Genomic DNA, 12,227 nt, shown 5'->3' with positions numbered 1-12,227 from the left:
AAGCATATGATGATGCGGTAAGTGCTGGTCAAAAGGTGTTGAACAATGATTCCGCTACTCAAAGTGAAGTAGATAGCGCTACAACTGCAATTGACAACGCAAAAGCAGCACTAGATGGGCAAGCTACAGAAACAGATACTAGTTCAACAGGAGCAAGTGATACTACAAGTTCGACTCCAGGTACAACTACTGAAAGTTCTGTAGATAAAAGTGCTTTGGAAACAGCAGTGAATGAACAAAGCGATGTTCAAAAGACCTCAGCCTACTACAACGCAAGTGATGACAAGAAACAAGCGTATGATGATGCAGTAGCTGCTGGTCAAACAGTGTTGAACAATGACTCCGCAACCCAAAGTGAAGTAGATAGTGCTACAAGTGCAATTGACAATGCAAAAGCAGCATTAGATGGTCAAAGTTCATCAGATAAACCAGCGACTCAATCAGAAACTGATGGTTCAACTGAATCTGTAGATAAAACAAATTTACAAAAAGATGTGGACAGGGCTCATGAAGTCCAAACTTCAACTAATCCTAATGAATATCTATATTATGCCAGTGCTTCAGATGAAGCTAGAAAAGCATATGGCGATGCTGTTGCAAAAGGTGAGCAAGTTTTGTCTGACACTAATGCAACACAAGAAGAAGTTGATGCAGCTGATAAAGCAATTAGAGATGCAGAACAGAGATTGATTGACTCAGCAGAAAAAGCGCAAAATAATGTAAATCTCCCAGAGCGTGTTAAAGTTGAAAAAATGGGTCAACCAACTTCTGATGAACTTTCACAAATCAAAAAGAATATTGAAGCAGCAAATCCAAATACAACTGTAACTGTATACAGTGATGGTAGTGCAACAATTAAGTTTAGTGACGGTTCAAGTGCAGAATTAACTAAAGAAGATACTACTATTCAAACTGATGCAATCGAAAATAATGGTGATAGATCAAGTTCAGAAAATACCGGAAATAGTAATTTTGAAAATTCTGACAGTTCAATAGATAAGAGTTCACTTGAAGCAGCAGTGAATGAAAAATCTTCAGTAGAGTCAACAGATGCATATAAGAATGCAAGTGATGACAAGAAGCAAGCATATGATGATGCGGTAAGTGCTGGTCAAAAGGTGCTAAATGATAACTCCGCTACCCAAAATGAGGTTGATCAAGCACTACAGACTATTAAGAATGCCAAAGCAGCTCTTGATGATAATACTGAGATTAATTCCAAAGCAACTGCTAATTCTAAATCTTCCTCGGTATCTTCAACTTCATCTAAAGAAAAAACACCAGCTTCTAATTCTAGTGAAAATAGAGTAGCAACTGATGCTAATAAATTGCCACAAACTGGTGCACAAGTTGGAGAAGTTAGTTTGATTGGTTTGATTCTTGCTTTGCTAGGTTTATTAGGCTTTAGAAGAAAAAAGAATAATGAAGAATAATTAACTTGTAAGCAACGATACTAATAGTATCGTTGTTTTTTTGTTTTAAGAGTGTATTATTTGTTTTAAAAGAAGATTTAGGTAGGGTAAGAATATGAGTCAAAAAGTTAGTATCCGGCCAATTCAAACTGATGAAATTGATCAATTAATAAAAATTAGTAAGCAATGCTTTCACCAGACTTTTGATCCTTGGAGAGCTTTAGAAGATGTTAATACTTATATTCAACGAGCTTATACAAGAGAAAAATTACTGTCAGAATTGAAAACTACTACTTCTAAAATGTTTTTTGCTTTTGTAGATAATCAAATAGTAGGGTATTTGAAAGTTAATTGGGATTCTTCTCAAACGGAAAATAATTGGCCTGAAGCTTTTGAAATACAGAGAATTTATGTTTTGAAGCAGTTCCAAGGATTACATGTAGGATCCGCCCTTATGCATAAAGCAATTTCGATGGCTAAAGAAGAGCATTTTCATCGTGTATGGTTAGGTGTTTGGGAACATAATGATAAGGCGCAAAAATTTTATCATTACTTTGGTTTTAAAATTGAAGATGAGCATACTTTTATGATGGGTGATACTGCACAGCGCGATTTAATGATGGTAAAAGATATTTAAATAAAAATGCACCTTATTGTTAAGAAGGTGCATTTTTTATCAATTATTTCTTCATCAAAATCCAGTAAAGTAAACTACAAATGGTCATATCTAAGAAAGTAATTCCAATGGTATTAGATAGTAATTGAATGTTTTTGCCAGTTAAGAAGATGATTATTCCTAATATGAAAACAATAATTGCTTTCCAATTAATTCCTGATTTATACCAATATGTTCCAAATGTTTTACCAAATTGAGGAATTTCATAATTTCTCTTTTTAATGAAATAATAGTCTGTACAAATAATTGCAATTGTAGGACCTAAGACCATTCCTACATAATCTAGAAAGCTCTCAAAAGTTTCTAAAAATGATCCTACAAACATTGGAATGAAAGTAACAAGTGTTGCTGCACTTACTACTATCCAAAGTGAATGTTTTAGTCTGATTTTTGGAAAGATATTTGAAAGTGCAGAGCCGGCTGCTAATAAATTAACCGCATTAGCAGTCATTGAAGTTAAGATAATAACTAATAGTGCAACAATTCCTAAGCCTAATTTGCTAGCAATTGTTGAAGGATCTGAGTTGTTGGCATTGTATACACCAGAAGTAATTGCAATGCTAATGGTTGAAATTAAACCAATTACTGCAAACCAGATTACGCCAGTTAGAGCTCCCCAAAAAGGTGCAATTGTTGAATTGCTTTTTTTCTTTGTAAAACGTGTAAAATCAGCGCCAGCTGTAACCCAAGCTAAATTAAAGGCAGCAACATAATCAATAGCACTTCCTAAGGCCATTTTGCTTGAATTAGGGACTTTCCAAGAGATAATTTGATTTAACGAAACGGCTTTGAAAACAGCAATCGATTCCCAAATTACAAAGATAAATACTAGTGCAACACCAATGCGTTCGATTAATTGAATGGATTTTGAACCACTAGCAACACTTAAAATATGTAAAATACTCATAACGATAATTCCGATTGTTAAACCTAAAGTCTCATTATGCATATTCAAAAGATCTTTTAATAGCAAGCTGACAGATTGTGCGGCAATAAAGGTGTTAACCGCTGTCCAACCGATAAATTGTGTAATATTTACTAATGAAGGAAGATAACTACCACGTTCACCAAAACTAGCTCTTGCTATTGTCATAGTTGATAAGCCGGTTTTGTATCCGATGTAACCCACTAAACTTAAAAAGATATATGATAGTGCAGAAGATAAAACAAGAATTTTAGTGGCTAGTGCAAATCCACAAGCTGCTAAAACGCCTCCGACAAACCAAGTTCCGTTATTTGCATTGGCTCCGACCCAAGTAGCAAACATATCCCAGCTGTTGGTAGTTCGATCTTTTTCTTTTATTTGAAATGATTCGTGATTCATAAAAGCTCCTTTTCCCAGAAAAAGTCGCTATAGATAAAAAGTTCTATAGCGACTTCATTTTTTTGTGTTGTATTACCCTTGATAATTAGGGGCTTGTTTTGTAATTTGAACGTCATGCGGATGTGATTCAACTAATCCTGCATTAGTAATGCGTACAAATTGAGCATTTTCAATTAAAGCAGCTAAATCAGGTGCCCCTACATAACCCATTCCGGCACGTAATCCACCAATTAATTGGAAAATAACGTCTTTAACATATCCCTTATATGCAACACAAGCTTCAACTCCTTCTGGAACTAACTTGTTTGCTTCATTTACGCCACCTTGGAAGTAGCGATCGCTTGATCCATGGGCTTGGCTCATTGCTCCTACAGATCCCATACCACGATACGCTTTAAACTTTTGACCTTGGTTTTCAAAGATTTGACCTGGTGTTTCATGTGTACCAGAAAACATTGAACCTAGCATTACAGCATTGCCACCAGCAGCTAATGCCTTAACAATATCACCTGAATATTTAATACCGCCATCGGCAATAATTGTTTTTCCATATTCGCGTGCTACGTTGGCAGCATCATAAATTGCAGTGATTTGAGGTACCCCAACCCCAGCTACTACACGAGTAGTACAGATTGAACCAGGGCCAATACCTACTTTTACTACATCTACTCCAGCATCATAAAGAGCGCGTGTACCAGCAGCAGTGGCAACATTTCCTGCAATCAAGTTAATGTTAGGGAATTTAGCACGGATTTCACTGATTTTACGTAAAACGCCGGCAGAATGACCATGGGCTGTATCGATAACAATTGCATTTGCACCAGCATCAATTAAGGCACTAGCGCGTTCAAATGTATCAGTAGTTACGCCAACAGCTGCAGCAACTAATAAGCGGTGTTCGTTGTCTACGGCAGCTTTTTCTGAAGTTACTTCAGTATTTTTTACAAGCTTTACTTCATTGGCCTGATTAGTAATCGTCATATTCTTGTGGATTACGCCCAAACCACCAGCTTGAGCCATTGCAATTGCCATTTCATGTTCAGTAACAGTATCCATTCCAGCACTAATAAATGGAAGATTAAGCTTTAAACTGCTGGTTAATTCGACCTTTAGGTCAACATCGTTGGGTAATACGTGACTTTCAGCCGGAATTAATAAAACATCATCAAAAGTAAGACCTTCTTTAACAAACTTGTTATTCCAATTTGACATGGATTTCCTCCTATAGCAGTTTTAAATTTTTTAATAAAAAAATATATTGTTTATACGATAACACAAACAATGCAAAAATCAAGTGGAAAAATAATTCGTTTTTAACTTGCATAAAAAATTAGATAGTGCTAATATCTTTTTCAATTAATCAAATTTTTCCGAATTATTTTTACATATGGAGGATATAATGGTCGATTTAACAAGAGATTTTTTAGAAAAAATGCCTAAAGCTGAGTTGCATGTTCATATTGAAGGAACATTAGAGCCAAAATTGAAACTAGAATTGGCTAAGAGAAATCACGTTGAATTGGCTCAAAAGACAATTGAAGAAGTTAAGGCAACTTTGCAATATGACAATTTAGCTGATTTCTTAGCAGTATATTATGAAGCTATGCAAGTCTTACAGACAGAACAAGACTTTTATGACTTGGCAATGGCTTATCTTAAAAAAGCTGCCAAAAATAACGTTCGTCATGTTGAGATATTCTTTGATCCTCAAGCTCACGAAAGTCGTGGCATTAGCTTTGAAACTGTTTTAAATGGACTTTATCAAGCAACAGTTGATGCCAGAGCCTTAAATGTAGATGCTCATTTAGTAATGTGCTTTTTACGTGATTATTCAAGAAATAACGCCCAAAAAACTCTTGAAAAAGCCTTGAAACATCAAGATAAGATATTAGGAATTGGGCTTGATTCTGATGAACACAATAATCCACCAATGAAGTTTTATTATCAATTTGCTAAGGCAAGTGAAGCAGGCTTTCATATAACTGCTCACGCTGATGTTGATCAAGTGGATTCAATTAATCATATTAAAGAATTGCTTGAAGTAATTAATGTTGAACGGATAGATCATGGAACTAATATTGTCGAAAATGAAGATTTAGTTTCTTTTGCTGCTAAGCAAAAGGTTGGCTTTACTAGCTGTCCACTTTCTAATGGCTTTTTAAGTCCTGACTTGAAAGGAAATGAAGTTAAGTATTTACTTGAACATGATGTGCGCGTTTGTTTAAACAGTGATGATCCAGCATATTTTGGTGGATACATTACAGATAATTTTGAAGCAGAAGTTAAAAAGTATAACTTGAGTGCTGATGAAGTAAAGGCTTTAGCTGCTAACTCATTTAAGATGAGCTGGATTAGTGAGGAGCAAAAGCAATTTTACTTAGAAGAACTTGATCGCTATTTTGAAGAAAATTAATTATATGTAATTTTGTGTAGAAAAAGGCCTCGAATTCTAATTCGAGGCCTTTTTTATTGAACTTATTTATTTAAATATTGCTCGTATTTTTTACGATCAAGTGCTTTTTCACTTTCACCAATAACCAAGCTTGCAAAGGTATTACCAACTACATTTACACTGGTTCTTCCCATATCAACGAAGCGATCAATTCCAGCAATGAAGGTTAAACCAGCAATTGGAACTCCGATTGTCGCTACACTAGCTAATAAAACAACAAATGATGCACCTGGAACACCAGCCATTCCTTTAGAAGTAATCATCAAAACAACTAATAAAGTAAATTGATGTTCCCAAGTTAGGTGAAGTCCATAAGCTTGAGCTAGGAAAATTGCTGCTAAGCTTTGATAGATTGCACTACCATCTAGGTTAAAAGTATAACCTGTCGGAATAACAAAGCTGGCAACACCTTTTTCTACACCCATATCTTGCATTTTCTTCATTAGACGTGGCAAAGTTGCTTCAGAACTAGCGGTAGAAAATGCAAGCAAAATCTCTGGCCAAATCTTCTTCATTGTTTCCCAGTAATCAAGTTTAAAAATATAAGCCACTAGTCCTAAGATAACAATACAGAAGAAAATCATAGTTAGATAGGCAACTAAAATAAAGTAACCTAATGGCAGTAGTGCAGACAAGCCCATTTGAGCAATGGTCATTCCAATTAACCCGAATACTCCAAGTGGTGCAAACTTCATAACCCAGTTGGTTACTTTAAACATAACGCCACTAACGGCATTCAAAAATTGGGTGATAATTTTTCCTTTTTCACCAATTGCTGCAATACCTAATCCAAAGAAAACACTGAAAAAGATGACAGGCATCATGTCTCCCTCAGACATAGATTTAAAAATATTAGTTGGAATAACTGCAAAGATGGTATCCCAGATTCCAGTTTTAGAGGCTGTTTTGGCAGTAGCAAGATATTTAGAAATATCGCCACCTTGCAGAGAATGGATATTAATAAAATCACCAGGACGCGTTAAGTTAGCAACTATCAAACCTAAAATAATTGCAATAGTAGTTAAAACTTCAAAATATAGTAGCGTTTTACCACCAATTCGTCCCAACTTACGTAAGTCACCAATATTAGCAATTCCAACTGTTAAACATGAAACCACAATTGGCATAACAATCATCTGAATTAAGCGTAAAAAGATAGTTCCTAAACCAGACATAGTGGAGATTGCTACTTGATTATGATAAGTAGCGGCTCCAACAATGATTCCTAGAACCAATCCGATGATAATTTGTGTTCCAAGGCTAATACGTGGAACTCGTGAATGCTTCATAGTTTTTCCTCCAGAAAAATAATTCAACAATAATAACTCTATCATAAAAAGGCCTGCTTGGGTTAAGCAGACCTTGATAATTTGATATTGGTATTTGAAAAAATAATTAACTATGAAAATCTAAATGAACTTTATTCTTTTTCACTTGCTGCTTCTTGAGGTAAGACTAAGTTCAAAATAATCCCCAAGATAGTTGCAACAGCTACACCAGAAAATTGGAAATTACCTAATTGAAGGTATGCATTACCAATTCCAATAACTAAAATAACTGAAGCAATCATTAAGTTTCGCTTTTTATTGAAGTCAATCTTCTTTTCTACGATGACTTTTAATCCGCTAGCTGCAATTACTCCGAATAATAGGAAACTTATCCCACCAATAACTGGACTAGGAATTGATTCAATTAAAGCACTTAATTTACCAACAAAACTAAACAGGATTGCAAAAACTGCTGCTCCCATTAAGACGTATACGCTATGAACGCGAGTAATGGCCATTACCCCGATATTTTCACCATAACTAGTCACACTTGGTCCACCTAATAAACCAGCTGCTACGCTAGCTACACCGTCGCCAGCTAATGTCTTTTTAAGGCCAGGATCTTTAAAGAAGTCTCGACCAGTTAATTCATTTAATACCATGATATGGCCCATATGCTCAGTCATTGTAACAAATGCAATCGGGGCCATACTCAAAATAGCTCCCCAATACATCTTAGGTGAATATGATACAAAAGGAATTTCAAATTTAGGCATTGAAATCCAACTTGCACTCATAACTTTTGAAAAATCAACAATTCCAAATAGACAAGCAATGATATAACCACTAACAATTCCAAGTAAAATTGGAATTAATCCCCAAAAACCTTTGAAGTACATATTGAAGACAATAGTAACTAATAGGGTTAACATTGCAACCGCAAAATAGCGTAAATCATATTTGCTGTTATTCATTGTTGCATCAGTTGCAGCAGTCCCAGCGAGCGACAAGCCAATTACCATTACAATTGGTCCAACTACAATTGGCGGTAGAATCCGATCAATCCAATCGCTACCAGCAAAGGCGACAATTAAAGCCACAATCAAGTATACTAGCCCACTAGCAATTACCCCTTGTGCAATGGCTGGATATCCCGCAGTTTTCATTAATGCAATCATTGGTGTAATGAAAGCAAAACTGGATCCCATATATGCAGGGATTTTGTGGTGAGTAATTAAGAGGTGAAGTAGGGTACCAACACCTGATGAAAATAAAGCGATACTTGGGTCTAGTCCTACTAGGATAGGGACTAATACAGTTGAGCCAAACATGGAAAACATGTGCTGCATACTTAACCCAATCCATTGACCAAAACCAGGCTTTTCTTCTACATCGAGAACAACATCTTGTGCCATTTCGCAATCCCTTTCTATTTTAGAAAACAAAAGTCCTAAGGCCTGGGCCTTAGGACTAAAAAATAGCACCTGCAGGCCCGAGCGGCCTGGATGTAAAAATTCATCTTGACTAGCATACAAAGAAAATACATTTTTGTCAAATGAAAACTTTACAAAGCTGTGGAAAATAATCTTAAAAGTTCGTTTTATATAAAACGATAACCGAATCCTCGTTTCGTTAAAATGTGTTGGGGATGGCTAGAATCATCTTCTAATTTATCTCGTAAATGTGAGATGTGTATGTCTACAATTCTTGAAGAACCTAGTAAATCATAGCCCCAAATCTTCTGTAGTAATTGTTCACGGCTGATAACATTACCTTTATTTTGGGCTAAATAGACAAGTAATTGAAACTCTTTCGGAGTTAATACGACAGGTTCATTGTTTTTGAAAACCGAATATTTGTTGATGTTGATTTTTATGTTCCCAGTTTCAATTATTTCTTCATTAGCTCTTTTTGCTAATTTCTTTTCTTCAGGCTGGATTTTGAAAGTGTAACTCCATAGACGTTGCTCAAAAATCCGTAATAATAATTTTTCGTTGATTTCTAAATCTGCTACAAAGTCTACTTTAGCTTTATAAAGCTTATTTAGCGTTCGATCAGAGTGACTATTAGTGAAGATTATAATCGGTCCAGCAACCTGATTGCGAATTAATAATAAGGTTGCAAGTGTTGTGTCTAAGTTAGATTTGGTAATATCCCAAAAGATTCCAGAATAGCTATCGTCATCATCATTTAGTGCTACAACTAATGAAGTTGGAGTAGTTAAGTGCCGATAATTTTCTTTTTTCTTTTTAATTAGTTGTTCAAGTTTAGTAGTTAAATCTGGATTTTGGGATAGAATTAAGAATTTTTTTGTCATTTTTCCCTCAAAAATTTACAAAGCCTTTACATAAGAAAAACTTTACATTTACATTCCTTTGTTATTATTTGTACCACAAGAGTTAGAAAAACAACAAGAAAACAGGTGGAGAAGATGAATAAAAAATCAATCTTGGGCCTCGTGTTCATTGCCCTAATGGCTTTTTGCTGGTGGGATTATGAAGCACATGGAGTTAAACAAACAAGTAAAGTAACAAATGTAGGATCTACAGCTTTGCAACCACTTAGTGAAAGTGCTGCGGCAGGCTTTTTGAAAAAGAATCCTACAATTAATTTAATTGTTCAAGGTGGTGGATCTGGCACGGGTTTGTCACAAGTTCAAAACGGTACTGTCGAAATTGGCTCTTCTGATGTATATGCTGAAAGTAAAAAAGGTATTAATGCTAAGAAATTAACAGACCACATTGTAGCTATCTCGGCCATAGTTCCAATTGTAAATAAAAAATTAAATATTAAAAATTTAACTACCCAGCAATTACGAGATATTTTCTTGGGGAAAATTACTAACTGGAAGCAAGTTGGTGGGCCAAATTTGGAGATTACAATTATTAATCGAGCAAGCGGATCTGGTACTAGAGCAGCCTTTCAAGAATTAGTTTTGAATGGAAAAGATCCTGTAAAGGCTCAAGAGCAGGATTCAAATGGTTCTGTTAAGCAAATTGTTAAAGCAACGCCTGGAGCAATTTCATATGTTGCTACCTCATATGTTGACAATACCATTAAAACTTTGACTGTTGATGGAATTGATGCAAGTAGTAAAAATGTTGAAACTAATAAATATAAATTGTGGTCTTATGAACATATGTATACTCAAAAGCAAGCAAGTGCAGCAGCAATAAAATTTATTAAATATATTCAGTCAAAAGAAGTTCAAAATACGTTGGTAAAGCGAGCACATTATATAAGTATTTACGATATGAAAGTAGTTCGCGATATTAATGGGGTAGTTAGAAAGAAGTAACGTGATGAAGCAAAATAAAAAGCATCTTTTATTATCTCCATCCAAAGAAAGTTATGAAGAAAAATGGGGAAAGACAATATCATATGGCTCTATTGCCTTAATTGGAATAGTCGTTATTAGTATTATTATTTTCCTAACTGGAAAAGGGTTAGCCTTATTTCTTAAAGATCATGCTAGTATTTGGGAGTTCTTAACCAGCAATAATTGGAATCCAAGTCATAATAGTTTTGGGGCATTACCGATGATTGTAACTTCTTTTGTAGTTACCTTACTTGCTGGTATTATTGCCGCACCTTTTGCCTTAATTATCGCTTTGGCAATTAATGAGATTTTCCCTAAGTGGTTTGGAAAGATTTTACAGCCAATAATTGAATTGCTAGTAGGAGTACCTTCAGTTGTATATGGTTTTGCGGGCTTAATTTTGATTACTCCTGTTTTAAGAGGATTTTTTGGAGGATCTGGATTCGGAATTTTAGCTGCGGTAGTAGTTTTATTTATGATGATTTTACCGACCATGGTTTCAATGATGGTAGATAGCTTACGTGCTACTCCTAAAAATTTCCGAACTGCAAGTTATGATTTAGGAGCGACAAGATGGCAGACGCTTCATATGGTTGTAATTCCATCAGCTAAAGGTGGACTTTTAACTGCAATAATTTTTGGAATGACTAGAGCTTTTGGTGAAGCTTTAGCTGTTCAAATGGTAATTGGTAATGCGGCCCTTATGCCCAAAAACCTAATGAGTCCTGCGGCTACATTAACTAGTGTTTTAACTACAGGAATGGGTAATACAATTATGGGAACAAGTGCTAATGATGCCTTATGGAGTTTAGCCTTAGTTTTATTATTAATGTCCTTAGTTTTCAATATTTTGATTAAATTGATTAATAAAAAGAGAGGATAAGCAATGAATGCAGAAAAACGTGATCATTTAGCAACTATTTTAATTAGTGGTGGAGCGATTTTTGCGGGTATATTAGTTATCTTATTCTTGCTTTATTTGATAGTAGAAGGATTACCTCAATTATCTTGGCATTTTTTAACAAGTGCGAGTGATTCTTTTAGTACTAATGGCGGAATTAGAGATCAGTTATTTAATTCTTTTTATTTAGTAGTTATTACATTGATTATTTCTATTCCGCTTTCACTTGGAGCAGCTATCTATTTAAGTGAATATGCCAAAGATAATATCTTTACGAGAAGTTTACGACTAGCGATTGAAGTTTTATCATCATTACCCAGTGTTGTAATTGGACTTTTTGGATATTTGATTTTTGTAGTGAATTTTAAAATGGGTTTCTCAATTTTGGCTGGTGCATTAGCTTTAACAATTTTGAATATCCCACTTTTGACTACAAATGCAGAACAAGCTTTAAGACAAATTCCATATTTGCAAAGACAAGCTGGCTTGGGTTTAGGAATGACCAAATGGAGAGTTACTAAAGATATTGTGATTCCAGCTGCTTTTCCAAGTATTTTGACAGGGGCTATTTTAGCTTCAGGGAGAATTTTTGGTGAGGCAGCAGCATTAATTTTTACTTCCGGACAGAGTTCAATTGCAGTTAGTTATAGTAATTGGAATCCGTTTGACCCAACAAGTTTCTTAAATTTAATGCGACCAGCAGAAACTTTAGCAGTAAATATCTGGAAGTTAAATACTGAAGGTTTAGTTCCAAATGCACAAGCGATTAGTAGTGGGGCAGTAGCAGTTCTAATTTTAACTATTTTGATTTTTAATGTTTCCGCAAGATTATTTAGTGCATACATTAGTAAAAAGTTAGGTAAGTAGCAAAGGAA

The 12,227-nt window shown here is 35.0% G+C and carries 11 protein-coding genes; 6 read left to right on the top strand and 5 right to left on the bottom strand.

Going from position 1 to position 12,227, the window contains the following annotated elements:
- Positions 1–1,433, top strand: a 1,433-nt coding sequence (locus ACNDLV_RS02950; RefSeq protein ID WP_498882924.1) for a MiiA motif-containing surface protein, incomplete at its 5' end; no start/stop codon positions are given.
- Positions 1,434–1,527: 94 nt separating this feature from the next.
- The gene (locus ACNDLV_RS02945; protein WP_006587116.1) at positions 1,528–2,049 is read left to right on the top strand and encodes a GNAT family N-acetyltransferase; all 522 of its coding nucleotides are present in this window, start codon (positions 1,528–1,530) and stop codon (positions 2,047–2,049) included.
- 43 nt (positions 2,050–2,092) lie between these two features.
- Here the strand turns inward: ACNDLV_RS02945 and ACNDLV_RS02940 are convergent, their stop codons facing one another.
- The gene (locus ACNDLV_RS02940; RefSeq protein WP_006587115.1) at positions 2,093–3,412 is read right to left on the bottom strand and encodes a cytosine permease; all 1,320 of its coding nucleotides are present in this window, start codon (positions 3,410–3,412) and stop codon (positions 2,093–2,095) included.
- 72 nt (positions 3,413–3,484) lie between these two features.
- Entirely contained in the window at positions 3,485–4,624 is a 1,140-nt protein-coding gene (gene guaB, locus ACNDLV_RS02935) for an IMP dehydrogenase (RefSeq protein WP_006587114.1), read from the bottom strand.
- Positions 4,625–4,811: 187 nt separating this feature from the next.
- Between guaB and add the strand changes: the two genes are divergently transcribed.
- Complete coding sequence (gene add / locus ACNDLV_RS02930; RefSeq protein ID WP_006587488.1) at positions 4,812–5,825, top strand: adenosine deaminase; 1,014 nt, start codon at positions 4,812–4,814, stop codon at positions 5,823–5,825.
- Between the two features lie 62 nt (positions 5,826–5,887).
- Here the strand turns inward: add and ACNDLV_RS02925 are convergent, their stop codons facing one another.
- From ACNDLV_RS02925 to ACNDLV_RS02915, 3 genes are all read right to left on the bottom strand, one after another.
- Positions 5,888–7,153 carry a dicarboxylate/amino acid:cation symporter gene (locus ACNDLV_RS02925; protein ID WP_022091273.1) on the bottom strand — a complete coding sequence of 422 codons (1,266 nt, stop codon included), beginning with the start codon at positions 7,151–7,153 and terminating at the stop codon, positions 5,888–5,890.
- Between the two features lie 131 nt (positions 7,154–7,284).
- Positions 7,285–8,547: a uracil-xanthine permease family protein gene (locus ACNDLV_RS02920; protein WP_006587487.1), complete on the bottom strand. Its 1,263-nt coding sequence runs from the start codon at positions 8,545–8,547 to the stop codon at positions 7,285–7,287.
- A 185-nt stretch (positions 8,548–8,732) separates the two neighbouring features.
- On the bottom strand, positions 8,733–9,449 hold the full coding sequence (locus tag ACNDLV_RS02915; protein ID WP_006587486.1) for a winged helix-turn-helix domain-containing protein: 717 nt from the start codon (positions 9,447–9,449) through the stop codon (positions 8,733–8,735).
- Positions 9,450–9,563: 114 nt separating this feature from the next.
- Between ACNDLV_RS02915 and ACNDLV_RS02910 the strand changes: the two genes are divergently transcribed.
- The 3 genes from ACNDLV_RS02910 to pstA are packed head-to-tail and all read left to right on the top strand — an operon-like array spanning position 9,564 to position 12,219.
- Entirely contained in the window at positions 9,564–10,430 is an 867-nt protein-coding gene (locus tag ACNDLV_RS02910; RefSeq protein ID WP_022091271.1) for a phosphate ABC transporter substrate-binding protein, read from the top strand.
- Between the two features lie 4 nt (positions 10,431–10,434).
- Positions 10,435–11,334 carry a phosphate ABC transporter permease subunit PstC gene (pstC, locus tag ACNDLV_RS02905; RefSeq protein ID WP_006587108.1) on the top strand — a complete coding sequence of 300 codons (900 nt, stop codon included), beginning with the start codon at positions 10,435–10,437 and terminating at the stop codon, positions 11,332–11,334.
- A 3-nt stretch (positions 11,335–11,337) separates the two neighbouring features.
- Positions 11,338–12,219, top strand: coding sequence for a phosphate ABC transporter permease PstA (gene pstA, locus ACNDLV_RS02900; protein WP_006587107.1), 882 nt, complete (start codon positions 11,338–11,340; stop codon positions 12,217–12,219).
- The last annotated feature ends 8 nt before the right edge of the window (positions 12,220–12,227 follow it).

This window comes from Lactobacillus fornicalis (assembly GCF_055362665.1).
This window is presented reverse-complemented; position numbering and strand designations above follow the sequence as displayed.